Raw genomic sequence first — 13,643 nt, 5'->3', positions numbered from 1 at the left:
TTTTCGCACCTGAGCAGTCACGCTCGTGTCGTACTCGACGAAAGATGAAGCAGCCTTTTCAGGCATTGAGTGAGAACTGATGACCGAACCGACGTACACCTCCGCCTACGACCGCCGGCTCAAGATGGTGCAGGACGTGCTGACCAGCCGCACCGATCTCGGCGGCGAGGTGCCGAAGGACCTGGCCGCGCAGGTGTTGCGCGCACTCGACCACATCCCGGAGAAGGTGCGCTGACCACGCGGCGCGGGGCACTCGCCTGCCCCGCGCCTGCTCACTGCTTGAGCTTGCGCGCCAGCCGTTCCCGCCTCGGCCAGCGGACGGCGGTGGCCCAGCCGAAGAGCTCGAACACCCGGATCACCCGCGCGGAGACGTCGATCTGGCCGCGCCGGACGCCGTGCCGTGCGCAGGTGGGATCGGCGTGGTGGGAGTTGTGCCAGGACTCGCCCATGGACAGGAGCGCGAGCGGCCAGAAGTTCGCTGACTTGTCGCGTGCCTCGAACGGCCTGTCACCGATCATGTGGCAGATGGAGTTGACCGACCACGTGACGTGGTGCAGCACGGCCACCCGCACGAGACTCGCCCAGAAGAACGCCGTGAGCGCACCCCACCAGCTCCAGCTGATCAGCCCTCCCGCCACGGCGGGGGTGACGAGCGTGACGGCGGTCAGCACCGGGAAGAGCCGGTTGACGCGCTGGATGTCGGGATCGGCCAGCAGGTCGGGTGCGAAGCGGGCGGCGTTGGTCAGCTCGCGGCGGAACATCCACCCCATGTGGGCGTGCCAGAACCCCTTGGCGAGTGCGGCTGCCGACGTGCCGAACAGCCAGGGGGAGTGGGGATCGCCCTCACGGTCGGCGTAGGCGTGGTGCCGGCGGTGGTCGGCGACCCAGCCGATGATCGGCCCCTGCATCGCCATGCTGCCGGTGGCCGCGAGCGCGATCCGCAGTGCCCTGTTCGCCTTGAACGCGCCGTGCGTGAAGTAGCGGTGGAAACCGATCGTCACGCCGAGACAGGTGAAGGTGTAGAAGAAGACGGCGAGACCGATGTCGGTCCAGCCGAGCCCCCAGCCCCAGGCGAGCGGGATGGCGGCGGCCAGCGCCAGCGCGGGAACCACCGCGAAGAGCTTGACCAGGAACCGTTCGAACGGGGTGTTCTCACCGGCGAGCATCGGCTGTGGTGCGGCCTGCGGGCGGGATCCCGTTGTGCTGGCTGTCGGGTTTGCTGTCGTACTCACGTCGCGAACCTCCGGGACGGGTGTCGCCGGGGTCTGGGGCGATCGTGCTTGTCGGACAGGAAGTACCCGCAGTGCCCCACTGGCGAAACCCGGCGCAGCGGCCATCACCGCGCCATAGCGGCGATCAGCTCGCTCACCGACGCCGTCGCCACGCCGATGGTGGCGTCGCTCGCGCCGTACGGGATCATCAGCGTGTCGCCGTGCATCAGGCTGCCGCACGAGTAGACGACATTGGGCACGTAGCCGTCCCGTTCGGTGGCATCGGGTACCAGCAGCGGTTCCGGCAGGGCGGCCAGCACGCGGTGTGGCTCGTCGAGGTCGAGCAGCATCGCGCCCATCGAGTAGCGCCGCATCGGGCCGACGCCGTGGGTCAGCACGAGCCAGCCCCGCGGTGTCTCGATCGGCGAGCCGCAGTTGCCGACCTGGACCAGGTCCCACTCCCTGGACGGCCCCACCACCGGCCGTGGCGCGTTCCACGTCCTGATGTCGTCGGTGGTCGTGACGGCCGTGCTCTCCCCGTCGCCGCGGGACAGCGCCGCGAACCTGCCCCCGATCCGCCGGGGGAACAGCGCCATGCCCTTGTTGCGTGCGGCGGAACCGGTCGTCTGGGTGACGCGGAAGGTGCGGAAGTCGTTGGTCTGCACCATCTGTGGTTCGACGTCGACGCCGTCGTACGCGGTGTAGGTGGCGTAGTAGGTCTGGTCTCCGTTGTCGTCGGTGAACCGGACGAACCGCGCGTCCTCCATGCCGTGCCGTTCGGACGGACCGGTGGGCCAGAGCACCCGCCCGCCCACCTCCGAGTCCTCCGGGAACTCGGTGGTGTAGTTGCACGCGGCGATCCACCGGAGCAGCTCGGCGGTGCGGTGGGCGGCCTGCCTCGCGATCAGCTTCGGGTGCAGGCCGGCCAGCAGCTCGTCCAGCTCGGCGCCGGTGAACCGCTCCGGCAGCCACCGGGCCAGCACGGCGGAGACCTCGTCGTCGTGGCCGCGTTCGGCGAGCTTGCCCTGGAAGAGGCTCTTCTCGTAGGCCGTGTCCCCGCGCAGGCCCGTGCTGATGACGCCCGGCAACGGGTCGGGGGTCAGCACACCCTCCGCGTCAGCCACCCCGGTCCGGAAGCCGATCGAGGACAGGTGCCCCTCCCCGATGCCGCGCACGCTCAGCACGTACCGCAGCTGTCCCGGCGCCGTCCCGCTCTGGTCGGGGTGCGCCACCATGGACGGGTTGCACAGCGCGGCGCCCTCGACGGCGTACTCGTGGGTGAAGTACGCGCCGATCAGCAACCGGCGCGACTCGGACAGGCCGGCTTCCGCGGGCAGCCGGTGGCTGACGCTCGCGAAGTTGTCCGCGAAGGTCGCGCGGACGTCGCGGTGCCGTTCCGCGAACAGGAGGACCGTGCGGTCGAGCGCGGCGCACACGGTGTCCTCGTCGAGCGCCATCACCCGCCGGATCACGGCCGCGGACCGCGACTCGTGCTCGGGAACCTCCTCTCCCGGCACGAACAGCCTGGTGATGACCCGGCTCGGGTCCGGGCGCAGGCGCAGTGAACCGCGGGTGACGCGGACGTTCATCCGGTGCTCTCCAGGAGAGTGCGCAGGTGTTGCTGGGCGGAGATCAGCGCCAGGGTCGACTCGGCGCCCTGGTTGATGTTGGGACCGCTCGGCGTCAGTCCGTCGTAGCACCCGCCGGTCTGCTCGTCGTGCATCAGCGTGCCGAGATCGTTGTCGCCGTTGAACCACGCGATCGAACGGTGGATCCCGGCGAGCCACTTCGGGTCGGCGGTGACCCGGTAGGCGCGGGCGCAGGCGTCGGCCATCGCGGCGGCCTCGACGGGTTGCTGGTCGAAGGCAGGACGTGACTCGCCGAGCGACCACCCGCCCGCAGGCACGGGCGAGAGGTGGAAGTCCGTGGACTCCACGGCCAGCAGCCAGTCCAGCAGCCGCAGTCCGTCGTCGCGGGCCTGGTCGTCCCCGAGGAGCTCGCCCGCGGCGATCAACGCCTCCGGCAGCGCGGCGTTGGCGTAGAACAGCCGGTGTTCCGGCCACGGCCAGTCCGGGTCGGGACCCGGCGCGCCGACGTACGAGGTGATGTCGCGCAGCAGCGCGGCGGCGGGAGCGTGCACGGGGTCGGCGCTGAGCACCTCGGCGGCACCGAGCGCGGCGAACGCCATCGTGCGCACCGACGGCGGGCGGTGATGGGCGCCGCGGTCGAAGCAGTCCAGCGCGGTCTGGCGGATCGCGGGCACCGGGCTGCGGGCGGCGGCGGTGCCGAGACCCCACAGCGCGCGTCCCCACCAGTCGCCCAGGCCCGGCTCGTCCTGCCAGCTGCGGCCGGGGCCGAGCCGGTTGTGGAAACGCCCGTCCTCGCCCTGCGCGTAGGCGATGAAGGCGAGGTACTGCTCGGCCAGGGCGGCAAGCTCCGCGGGCGGGTGCGGTTCACGGCTCAGGACGACCAGGCCCCTGGCCACGTCGTCGAGGCAGTAGCCGTGCTCGATGCGCGGCAGCGGGCCTTCCGCGTGCTCGTACAGGCCGGTGTCGTCGCTCATTCGGATCAGATGGGCGAAGTCCGGGCCGATCATCGCGTCACGCCGACTCGGGCGTTCACGAGGTGGTCGGCGAGATGGCGGTAGCGGCTCGCCACCGCAGGCCAGCTCAGCGCCGGGCTCAGGCTCGCCGAGCGGTCGCGCATGCCGGCGGCGAGTCCGGGTTCGGTGAGCACCCGTCGCAGCGCCGCGGCGATGGCACCGGGGGAGCGGTGCGGCACCAGCAATCCGGCGCCGTCCGCCAGCAGTTCGACGGCGTGCGGGAACTCCGTGGCGACCACCGGTTTCCGCGCGGCCAGCGCCTCGACGAGAACCCCGGACGTGACCTGCTCGGACGAGTCGTACGGCAGCAGGACGACGTCGGCGAGGCCGACCAGCTTCGCCAGCACGTCGTCCTCCAGGTAGGCCGAGTCGAACTCGACGAGGTTCGCGACGTCGTGCGCGGTGGCGCGGTCACGCAGGTGGTTCCGGTACGCCTCGCCCTCGTGCGCCAGCACCTTGGGGTGGGTCTGCCCGGCCACCAGGTACCGCGGTCGCAGGTCGCGCAACGCGTCCAGCGCCGCGATGCCCCACTCGACGCCCTTGCCCCTGCCGAGCAGGCCCCACGTCAGGATCAGCGGTCTGCCGGCGCGCCGTGCGGGTGCGGACCGGGGGACGGCACCGTGCGGGATCACGACGACGTCGCCGGGCCGTTCGACCGAATAGCCCGCCAGGAGGCGCTTTCTGGCCGCCTCCGACATGGTCACCACGGCGTCGGCGTGGTCGACGACGGCTTCGAGCACCGCGCGTTGACCGGGGGTAGGTGCGGTGAGCACCGTGTGCAGCACGACGATCACCGGGACCCGCAGCCGGGCGAGCACGCTCAGCACCTCGGCGCCGTCGCGGCCCGCGTAGATCCCGTACTCGTGCTGGACCACGGCGACGTCACACCCGTTGAGAACGGCGGCGGCGTCCTCCGCCGCGCCGGGACGCATGGGGTGCACCGCCGACGTCGCCGCGGGGGCGGTCTCGGCGTCGGTGAGAACGCGGACGACCCGGCTCCCGCTGCCCGGCCTGACGGCGGTCAGGTGGTGCCGCAGGGACGCGGTGAACGTGGCGAGCCCGCATTGTGTGGGCGGATAGGTGCTCATGAAGCCGTAGGTGCGAACCATGAAGCGGAATACCTTTCTGATCGGTGGCGGGCGGCACCGTTCCCCGGGCGGAGAGCCCGGCGAGAGTGTCGAAAGAGTCCACATGCGACTGTCGTGGTGCGACGGCCGGACGCGCTGGGTCGCGCCCGCGTGTGCCAGGTCGGCGATGTCAGCGCGGAACGGTGGTGGCGGGGCCGGTCACCAGCGGGTGCCGGCCGTGGAGCGGTTCGTCGAACGGAGCGCCCGGTGTCCGGAGAGCGCGTGGTGCGGGCCGTTCGGGTCCGAGATCATCTCGGTCACCCGCCTCGGCGAGGTCGCTGACGCTCCGCAGGGGCCGCTGATGCGCGAGGTCCCCTCGGTGTGCCCAGCCTACGCCCACGGCTGGTCCGCGCGGGTTTCGCTGCGTGAAGGCTGGATGACGGTGGCGCTCCTCCTCCCGGAACCAAGGGTGCGGACGTCTCCGGCGCCTTCCCGATCGGCACCGGCCTTGAGGTCGTGGGCCACCGCCGAGTAGATCCGCACCAGGTCGCTGGCGGCGCGTTGCCACGAATACCGTGCGTGCGCCCGGTCGTAACCACCGGCGCTGAGCAGTTCCCGTTGCGTGCCGTCAGCGAGCAGCGCCCTCAGCACCTTGGCCATCGCGTCCGGTTTCCCCGGCGGGACCAGCACGCCGGTCAGACCGTCCAGCACCGAGTCGGTGAGGCCGCCGACCGCGGTGGCGACGACCGGGATTCCACACGCCATCGCCTCCACCGCCGCGCAGCCGGACGACCACTGCCGCGGGGCGCACACCATCAGGTCCGCGGACCTGAGCAGCGCGGGCAGCTCGGCGTGCGGCACGTGGCCCGCGAACACGACCCGGTCCGCGACGCCCAGCGCGCCGGCCAGCATGAGCAGCCGTTTCGTCTCGGGATCACCCCGCACGTCGCCCTGCGCGCCGCCGCCGGCGATCACCAGCTCCACCCCGTCTACTTTGGACAGAGCTCGGAGCGTGTCCTCGAAACCCTTGTGCGGAAGAAGCCCGCCGACCGACACGATGCGCCGTGGACGAACCCGGACGGCGGACCCGCTGTGCGGCGTGAACAGGTCGAGATCCACGCCCCGGGGCACGACGGACAGCTTCGACCGGTCGACGCCCATCCCGAGCACGGTCTGCGACTCCGCCGAACAGGTGGCGACGATGCGGTCGGCCTCGTGACCGACCAGCCGTTCGACGGCCCGCCGTTTGGTGGACACCGAGCCGTTCGCGCGGTGCTGCTGCGGCGGCACCGTGTCCAGCGAGTGGTACGTCTGCACCACCGGCACCCGGCTGACCCGTGCGCCCAGGACGGCGGCGATGCCGGACAGCCACCCGTGGGCGTGCACGACGTCCGGTCGGCGCGCTTTCCAGACGAGCTTGAGGGCCCGCACGAAATCTCCGGTGTGGGCGAGGGCGTCGTCGCCGCTCATCCGCACGGCGGGGCCGGCGGGGACGTGCACCACCTCGTAGCCGTCGTCGGTCTGCACGCGCTGGGGAACGTGGGGATGGGCGCGCCGCGTGTAGACGACCACCTTGTGGCCGAGGGTGGACAACGCGGTCGCGAGGCCCGCCACGTGGAGGTTCTGGCTGCCCGCGTCCAACGCGCCGGGTGCGGCCAGGGGACTGGAGTGCTCGGAGACGAGCGCGATCCTCATCCGGTCGAACGGGATTCGCTGCGGACCGCGGGCCACGGTGTTCTCCCTCAACGGGGGCGAGGAGACCGCGGGGTCCGGGCGGTTGCTGCATCTGACAGCCGAGCCAAGACTACCCACTTCAAGAGCATCCGACACCCGGCGTGACGCGACGACCGCCGCGAGATCCGCCGTCCCCGGCGCGGTTCACACGGTCAGGTGAACGATTTGATCTTGGCGCCGACGATGCCCCACTCTGCCGCAATCCCACGACTTTGCGAGCGAGAGGTGCCATGGAGCACGAGGTGAACTGGTTCAAGGGCGCGGTCTTCTACGAGGTGCTCGTCAGGGCGTTCAGCGACTCCAACGGTGACGGGACGGGCGACCTGCGGGGGCTCGCGTCCAAACTGGACTACCTGGAGTGGCTCGGCGTCGACTGCCTGTGGCTGCCGCCGTTCTACGCCTCGCCGTTGCGCGACGGCGGGTACGACATCAGCGACTTCCGGTCGGTGCTGCCGGAGTTCGGCACGGTCGAGGACTTCGTGTACCTGCTGGAGGAGGCGCACCGGCGTGGAATCCGGGTGATCACCGACCTGGTGCTCAACCACACCTCCGACGCGCACCCGTGGTTCCAGCAGTCCCGTCAGGATCCGACGGGTCCTTACGGCGACTACTACGTCTGGAGCGACGACAACGACGCCTACTCCGACGCGCGGATCATCTTCGTCGACACGGAGTCGTCGAACTGGACCTACGACCCGGTGCGCGGGCAGTTCTACTGGCACCGCTTCTTCAGCCACCAGCCGGACCTCAACTTCGACAACCCCGCGGTCCAGGACGCGATGCTCGACATCCTGCGCTTCTGGCTGAACCTGGGCATCGACGGGTTCCGCCTGGACGCCGTGCCCTACCTGTTCGAGCGCGAGGGCACGAACTGCGAGAACCTGCCCGAGACCCACGACTTCCTGCGCAAGTGCCGCAAGGTCGTCGACGACGAGTTCCCCGGCCGCGTCCTGCTGGCCGAGGCGAACCAGTGGCCGTCGGACGTCGTGGAGTACTTCGGTGATCAGGCCGTGGGTGGCGACGAGTGCCACATGGCGTTCCACTTCCCGTTGATGCCGCGGATCTTCATGGCGGTGCGGCGGGAGTCGCGGTTCCCGATCTCGGAGATCCTGGCGCAGACGCCGGCGATCCCGGAGAACGCGCAGTGGGGCATCTTCCTGCGCAACCACGACGAGCTCACGCTGGAGATGGTCACGGACGAGGAACGTGACTACATGTACGCGGAGTACGCCAAGGACCCGCGGATGAAGGCCAACATCGGCATCCGGCGACGGCTCGCCCCGCTGCTGGAGAACGACCGCAACCAGCACGAGCTGTTCACCGCCATGCTGCTGTCCCTGCCCGGCTCGCCCGTTCTGTACTACGGCGACGAGATCGGCATGGGCGACAACATCTGGCTGCAGGACCGCGACGCGGTGCGCACCCCGATGCAGTGGACCCCGGACCGCAACGCCGGCTTCTCGTCGTGCGACCCCGGCCGGATCTACCTGCCGGTGATCATGGACCCGGTCTACGGCTACCAGGGCCTCAACGTCGAGGCGCAGACGCGCAACCAGTCGTCGTTGCTGAACTGGACCCGGCACATGATCGAGGTGCGCAGGCAGCACCGCGCGTTCGGGCACGGCGACTTCACCGAGCTCGGCGGGTCCAACCCGACCGTCCTCGCCTACCGCCGCACGCTCGGCACCGACGTGGTGCTGTGCGTGAACAACCTCTCCCGCTTCCCGCAGCCGGTCGAGCTCGACCTGTCCGAGCACGCGGGCGCCGTGCCGCTGGAGTTGACCGGCGGGGTGCGGTTCCCCGCCGTGGGGGAGCTGCCGTACCAGCTGACCCTGCCCGGTCACGGCTTCTACTGGTTCCAGCTGAGCTCCGACGTGGAAGGCGGCGACAAGAAGTGACGACGAGCGAGGCCGTCGAGGTCGTGCCGGAGCAGCTGGAGCGCTGGCTGCACGCACAGCCCTGGTTCCGCGGCCGCGGGCCGGTCGAGTGCGAACGAGTGACCGTCCTGCACGACGGCGACCCCATGCTGGTGCACGTCGTGCTCGCCTGCGACGGGCTGCGGTACCAGCTGCTGCTGGGTCTGCGGGACGAGCTGCCGGAACGCCTGGTGCACGCCAGGATCGGCAGCGCGGGCGATCGCCAGGTGTACGAGGCGGTGTACGACCCGGAGCTGACGGCCGTGCTGCTCGGCCACTTCGAGACCTCGGCGGAGATCGCGGACCTGCGGTTCCGCGGCGCGCTGCCGCCCAGGTACACCGCCGCGCCGGTCGGCAGGCCGTTCCCGGGGCCGCAGCGCAACTCCTCGATCGTCTACGGCCAGCGGCACGTGCTGAAGTTCTTCCGCGAGCTGGTGCCGGGCGACAACCCGGAACTGGTGCTGCAGAACGCCCTGCACACGATCGACGACCCGCACATAGCGCCACCCCTGGGCGCCCTCGAGTCCGAACTGGACGGAGCGCGCACGACGCTGGCGGTGCTGCACGAGTTCGTGCCGCTCGGCGCGCTCGGCTGGCCCATGGCCACCGCCAGCGTGCGGGACTTCCTCGCCGGACCCGGCGCGGACCCGCAGGACGCGGGCGGTGACTTCGCCGCCGAGGCGCACCGGCTCGGCAAGGCCGTCGCGCGCGTGCACGCCGACCTGCGGGAGACGCTCGGCGAGCAGGTCGCCGGACCGGACGACGAGGTCGAGTTCGTCGCGGCCCTGCACCGCCGCCTGGACGCCGCGCTGCCCGAGGTTCCCGGCCTGGCGCCTTTCGAGGCCGGCCTGCGGGCCCGGTTCGACGCGGTGCTGGCGACCGCGGAGCCGATCCGGCTGCAGCGGGTGCACGGTGACCTGCACCTGGGGCAGGTGCTGCGGTCGCCGCGCACGTGGGTGCTCGTCGACTTCGAGGGTGAACCGCACGGCAGCGCCGCGGACCGGGCACGGCCACGCCCCGCGGAGCACGACGTGGCCACGGCCCTGCGGTCGCTGCACTACGCGGCGGCGCAGCTGCTCGTCGGTGCCGAGGACGTCGCCGCCCTGCTGCCCAGGGCCGCGCGGTGGCTGGAGCGCAACCGCAAGGCGTTCTGCGCCGGGTACGCCGAGCTGGCGCCGGACCTGCGGCCCGACGGCGCGCTGCTGACCGCCGTCGAGCTGGACCGTGCGGTGCTGGAGGTGCGGCACGAGCACCGGTTCCGTCCGGAGTGGACGGTCATCCCGCTGTCCGCGATCGCGGACGTGGTGACCGGCGAACCGGCCTGGCTGGTCTGACGCCGGTCAGTGGTCCACGGTGACGACGACCTTGCCGAAGTGGCCGCCCTCCGCGAGGTAGCGGTGGGCGTCGGCGATCTCGGTGAGGTCGAACGTCCGGTCGATCACCGGTGAGAACGAGCCGAGAGCGAGCCCCGCGTCGACGAACGAGACGGCGCGGCGCAGGCGTTCGGGGTCGCTGGTGATCGAGTGCATCGTGTACGTGCGGCTGGTCACCTGCGGGTAGCTGTGCGCGTTGGGCAACGGCGTGGGCCGCGGGTCGAGCGCGCCGTAGACGACCAGGTGGCCGCCCGGCGCGATGGCCTGCGCGATGGTCTCGACGCCGGGCCCCGCGATCGGGTCGAACGCCAGGCGGACGCCCTCGCCGCCGGTGATCTCCCGGACGCGGGCGGGCAGGTCCTCCTCGCCGGTGACGATCACCCCGGCCGCGCCCGCCTCCAGCAGCCGGTCCCTCTTCGCGGCCCCGCGGGTGGTGGCGATCGGGATCGCGCCGATGTGGCGGGCGACCTGGATCGCCGCCAGGCCGACGCTGCCGGCGGCCGCGCTGATCAGCACGTGGTCGCCGGGACGCACCTCGCCGGTCTCGAAGAGCGGCCCATATGCCGTCACGTAGGCCATCCACACCGCCGCGGCCCGCACCGGGTCGACGTGCGCGGGCCGGGGGAGTACCGCATGGGCGGGCACGATCACATGGTCGCCGTAGGTGCCGTACCTGGTGAGCGAGAACGACGGCACGACGGCGATCGGGTCGCCAACGGCGAGGTGCGCCACGTCCTCGCCGACCGCCTCGACCACGCCCGCGGCCTCGTAACCGAGCCGGGCGGGGAAGGCGGGCTGCTCGAAGTAGACGCCCTCGCGGAACATGACCTCTGCCCGGTTCAGGCCGATCGCGTCCACGCGGATCCGCACCTCACCCGGCCCCGGATCGCCCGCGTCGACGGTGTGCAGCGTCAGCACCTCGGGGCCGCCGAGCCGGTCGAACAACACGTGCCTGGCCATGGTGGAGCCGTCCTCGGGGCCGGGAAGCAGTGACGCCACCCTCCCCCAAAGTTTGATGGCCGTCAAACTTTGGCCACTGTCGAAGTCAGGCCTCTGCCTCCGCTGCGGTCACCACCGCCGGCAGCAGGCCGGGGAACCGGGCCTCCAGTTCGGCCTCGCGCAACGAGTTCAGCTTGGTCGTGCCCCGGTAGTGCTGCCGGATCACGCCCGCCTCGCGCAGGACGGTGAAGTGGTGCGTGAGCGTCGAGTCCGACACCGGCGTCTCGAACGTGCCGCAGCCCTTCTCGCCGCCCGCCCGCGCCAGCTGGCACACGACCATCCGCCGCACCGGGTCCGCCAGCGCCTCCAGGGCCTGCTGCAACGAGACCTCGGCCAGTTCGGGGTGCTCGACGGTCCGCGGGGTGGTGCGGGGGCGTGCCACGGTGGCTCCTCACTGCTGCGACGCGACCGATACTACGACCGCCGTCGAACCTTCACCGCGTCCTGCCGCTAGCCTTCGGTCATGAGCAGAAAACTGCTGGTCGGGCTCGGAGTCGTCCTGCTGGTCATCGGCGGGGTCTGGACCGCGCAAGGTCTGGGATATCTCAAGGGCAGCTTCATGACGGGGCAGCAGTTGTGGACGACGATCGGGCTGCTGTGCGCCAGCGCGGGCGTCCTGCTGCTGATCCCCTGGCCGAAGCGGAAGAAGTGACGCCGGGAATTCTGTGAACGACGGCGCACATCTGTGAATGAACGACCTCGCCGCTGACCCGTACTTGTCAGTAGGGCCGTCGACCTTCACAGAGCCGGGGTGCGCCATTGCCGAGCACAACTGAGTCCGCCGCTCGCGGGGCGGCGACGGGGACCGTCCGCCGGTTCTGGTGGCGCACGAGCCAGCCGGCGAGGCTGGCGATCGGATGCCTCGGTGTCGCGACCGCGCTGGCCACCGCCGGTGTGGTCGCGCTCAGCGGCGGCGAGCAGCCGTCAGAACGTGGCGGCTCGGTGCTCGACGAGCTCGGGGCCAGGGGCGACTCGCTCCGGGTGACCGTGCGGTCGGTGTCCGACGTGGACCTCTTCGAGGGCGCCGAGCCCATCACCGGACGCGTCGTCAGCGCCCGCGTCGCCGGGGTGAGCCCCATGGCGGACTGCTGGGTGGCCGAGTCCCGCACGGCCGCCCAGGACCTGTTGCGAGGCAAGGACGTTCGGCTCGTCGTACGCAGGGACGACGGGTCCGACCGGATCCTGGTCGACGTGGAACTGCCGGACGGCACGGACTACGCGCGCACGGTCGTGGGCGACGGTGTGGTGCGGGCCGACCTGCCGGTCCGCGCTGAGCTGGAGCAGGCCGAGTCCACCGCTCGCCAGGAGCGCCGTGGCCTGTGGGGCGTCAGCTGCGTGCGCACCCCGGTGGCGGTGATGGTCTCCAGCGCGAGGCCGGTGCCGCCCGCGCCGAGTTCGACCACGACGACGGCCGAGACCACCACCACGGAGTCCGCTGCCCCTTCCTCGCCGCCGGCGAGCAGCTCGCCACCGCCTCCGGAAGAGGAGGAGTGGGAGGACTCCAGACTGGGCAAGCCGTGCCTCATCCCCGGTGCGCGCAGGCCGGCCAAGGGTGACCACGAGATCGTCTGCGTCCGCAACGACAAGGGGCAGCTGAGGTGGCGGCGTGGGAACTGAGGACCAGGTCGACCTGTTCAGCAAACCGGTCCACGACGGCGACACGGCGCCGAGCCTCGTGGACGGCAGGACACCGCGAGGCCTGACCCCGGACGGCTGGGTGCGCACGACGGGCTGGCTCCAGTTCGGCAGTCGTCCCGTGAGCTCGTCACTCGTCGCCGCCGTGGCGGGGATGCTGGCGTCGGTGATCGTCGCGGCCGCGCTGATGCGCACTTCTCCCGTGGTCGCCGGAATCCTGGTGCTCACGGTGCCCGTCGTGTGCGGGGGTGCGTGGTGGCTGTTCACCGCACGACTGAAGCCCGCTTCCCCGGCGCGCAACGTCGGGACCAAGCACGCGGAGGAGCTGACGCCGGGGGACAACGTCCGGCTGCACGGCTCGATCGGGCCGGTCGGCCAGGTGGCGGCGGTGACGTTCGGCGAGGACGTCGGGGTGCACTTCCGCGGCGGCGCGCACGAGTCGTGGCCTCGCCGCCGGACCGTGCAGCTCGCGCAGCTCCTCGGCTGACGGGCGTCAGGGCAGCAGCACCTCGAAGAGCTTCTGCAGGGTGACGGTGAGCGTCTCCTCGTCGGTGGCGTTCAGCGCGGTGCTGCCGATCACCTTGCGCAGCAACCAGAACCCCGCGATCACCGACAGCACCACGGCGGCGCGGTCGGTGCCGCAGGTCTCGGGCGCGACCTCGTGCAGGTGCGCCTCGACGTGCCGTTCGATGTTCTCGCGCAGGATCTCGGCAGCCCGCGGGTTGGCCGCGGACTTCAGCATCAGCAGGAACGGCGAGAGGTCGTCCGCGGCCGGCGCGGTGCGGTGGACCAGTGCGGCGGCGATGTCGCGCGCCAGGGTCGCGGGGTCGCCGCCCAGCACCGTGCGGTCGGTCATCGACACCTCGGCGACCTCGGCGAACAGCCCCTCCTTGGAGCCGAAGTAGCGGTTCACCAGCATCGCGCTCACCCCGGCCGCCTGGGCGATCTCGCGAACCCCGACGCCGTCGAAGCCGTGCCGGGTGAACGCCTCGGTGCCCGCGCGCAGGATCGCGGCCCTGGTGGCGGACGCGTCGCGGCGGTGTGTCGTCGTCATGTATACGAGTGTAGACTTACCTCGTAAGTATACGACTGTAGACATAGGTGGA

General features: G+C 71.3%; 14 protein-coding genes. 6 read left to right on the top strand and 8 right to left on the bottom strand.

The genetic code is table 11. The features are described 5' to 3' along the window. Positions 1-79: 79 nt before the first annotated feature. Positions 80-235 carry a DUF6307 family protein gene (locus ACSHWB_RS41155; RefSeq protein ID WP_439658734.1) on the top strand — a complete coding sequence of 52 codons (156 nt, stop codon included), beginning with the start codon at positions 80-82 and terminating at the stop codon, positions 233-235. A gap of 37 nt (positions 236-272) precedes the next feature. Here the strand turns inward: ACSHWB_RS41155 and ACSHWB_RS41150 are convergent, their stop codons facing one another. The 5 genes from ACSHWB_RS41150 to ACSHWB_RS41130 form a co-directional block, all read right to left on the bottom strand. Then, complete coding sequence (locus ACSHWB_RS41150; protein ID WP_439664761.1) at positions 273-1,166, bottom strand: acyl-CoA desaturase; 894 nt, start codon at positions 1,164-1,166, stop codon at positions 273-275. A 170-nt stretch (positions 1,167-1,336) separates the two neighbouring features. Next, positions 1,337-2,800 (bottom strand): glycoside hydrolase family 130 protein, encoded by a 1,464-nt coding sequence (locus ACSHWB_RS41145; RefSeq protein ID WP_439658733.1) that lies wholly within the window; start codon positions 2,798-2,800, stop codon positions 1,337-1,339. After that, on the bottom strand, positions 2,797-3,807 hold the full coding sequence (locus tag ACSHWB_RS41140; protein ID WP_439658732.1) for a hypothetical protein: 1,011 nt from the start codon (positions 3,805-3,807) through the stop codon (positions 2,797-2,799). The genes ACSHWB_RS41145 and ACSHWB_RS41140 overlap by 4 nt, the downstream gene beginning before the upstream one ends. Continuing rightward, on the bottom strand, positions 3,804-4,922 hold the full coding sequence (locus ACSHWB_RS41135; RefSeq protein ID WP_439658731.1) for a glycosyltransferase: 1,119 nt from the start codon (positions 4,920-4,922) through the stop codon (positions 3,804-3,806). Before ACSHWB_RS41135 ends, ACSHWB_RS41140 begins: the two co-directional genes overlap by 4 nt. Before the next feature lie 348 nt (positions 4,923-5,270). Beyond that, positions 5,271-6,575 (bottom strand): glycosyltransferase, encoded by a 1,305-nt coding sequence (locus tag ACSHWB_RS41130; RefSeq protein ID WP_439664760.1) that lies wholly within the window; start codon positions 6,573-6,575, stop codon positions 5,271-5,273. 269 nt (positions 6,576-6,844) lie between these two features. Between ACSHWB_RS41130 and treS the strand changes: the two genes are divergently transcribed. Together treS and ACSHWB_RS41120 are read left to right on the top strand one after the other, a co-directional pair. Beyond that, entirely contained in the window at positions 6,845-8,512 is a 1,668-nt protein-coding gene (gene treS / locus ACSHWB_RS41125) for a maltose alpha-D-glucosyltransferase (RefSeq protein ID WP_439658730.1), read from the top strand. Continuing rightward, positions 8,509-9,864 carry a maltokinase N-terminal cap-like domain-containing protein gene (locus ACSHWB_RS41120; protein ID WP_439658729.1) on the top strand — a complete coding sequence of 452 codons (1,356 nt, stop codon included), beginning with the start codon at positions 8,509-8,511 and terminating at the stop codon, positions 9,862-9,864. Before treS ends, ACSHWB_RS41120 begins: the two co-directional genes overlap by 4 nt. A gap of 6 nt (positions 9,865-9,870) precedes the next feature. Here the strand turns inward: ACSHWB_RS41120 and ACSHWB_RS41115 are convergent, their stop codons facing one another. Next, positions 9,871-10,902 (bottom strand): zinc-dependent alcohol dehydrogenase family protein, encoded by a 1,032-nt coding sequence (locus ACSHWB_RS41115; RefSeq protein WP_439658728.1) that lies wholly within the window; start codon positions 10,900-10,902, stop codon positions 9,871-9,873. Positions 10,903-10,948: 46 nt separating this feature from the next. Continuing rightward, on the bottom strand, positions 10,949-11,284 hold the full coding sequence (locus ACSHWB_RS41110) for an ArsR/SmtB family transcription factor (RefSeq protein WP_439658727.1): 336 nt from the start codon (positions 11,282-11,284) through the stop codon (positions 10,949-10,951). A gap of 81 nt (positions 11,285-11,365) precedes the next feature. Between ACSHWB_RS41110 and ACSHWB_RS41105 the strand changes: the two genes are divergently transcribed. The 3 genes from ACSHWB_RS41105 (at position 11,366) to ACSHWB_RS41095 (ending at position 13,024) form a co-directional block, all read left to right on the top strand. Beyond that, positions 11,366-11,554, top strand: coding sequence for a hypothetical protein (locus ACSHWB_RS41105; protein ID WP_439658726.1), 189 nt, complete (start codon positions 11,366-11,368; stop codon positions 11,552-11,554). Positions 11,555-11,661: 107 nt separating this feature from the next. Continuing rightward, a complete protein-coding gene (locus ACSHWB_RS41100; RefSeq protein WP_439658725.1) occupies positions 11,662-12,519 on the top strand; it encodes a thermonuclease family protein in 858 nt (285 codons plus the stop codon). Next, positions 12,509-13,024 carry a hypothetical protein gene (locus ACSHWB_RS41095; protein ID WP_439658724.1) on the top strand — a complete coding sequence of 172 codons (516 nt, stop codon included), beginning with the start codon at positions 12,509-12,511 and terminating at the stop codon, positions 13,022-13,024. The genes ACSHWB_RS41100 and ACSHWB_RS41095 overlap by 11 nt, the downstream gene beginning before the upstream one ends. Before the next feature lie 6 nt (positions 13,025-13,030). Here the strand turns inward: ACSHWB_RS41095 and ACSHWB_RS41090 are convergent, their stop codons facing one another. Further along, positions 13,031-13,591 carry a TetR/AcrR family transcriptional regulator gene (locus ACSHWB_RS41090; protein ID WP_439658723.1) on the bottom strand — a complete coding sequence of 187 codons (561 nt, stop codon included), beginning with the start codon at positions 13,589-13,591 and terminating at the stop codon, positions 13,031-13,033. Positions 13,592-13,643: the final 52 nt, after the last annotated feature.

The sequence above is a fragment of the Lentzea sp. HUAS TT2 genome (genome assembly GCF_051853195.1).
GTDB lineage: Bacteria > Actinomycetota > Actinomycetes > Mycobacteriales > Pseudonocardiaceae > Lentzea.
Note: the sequence above shows the minus strand (reverse complement) of the source record. Positions and strands in the feature narration are given on the sequence as shown.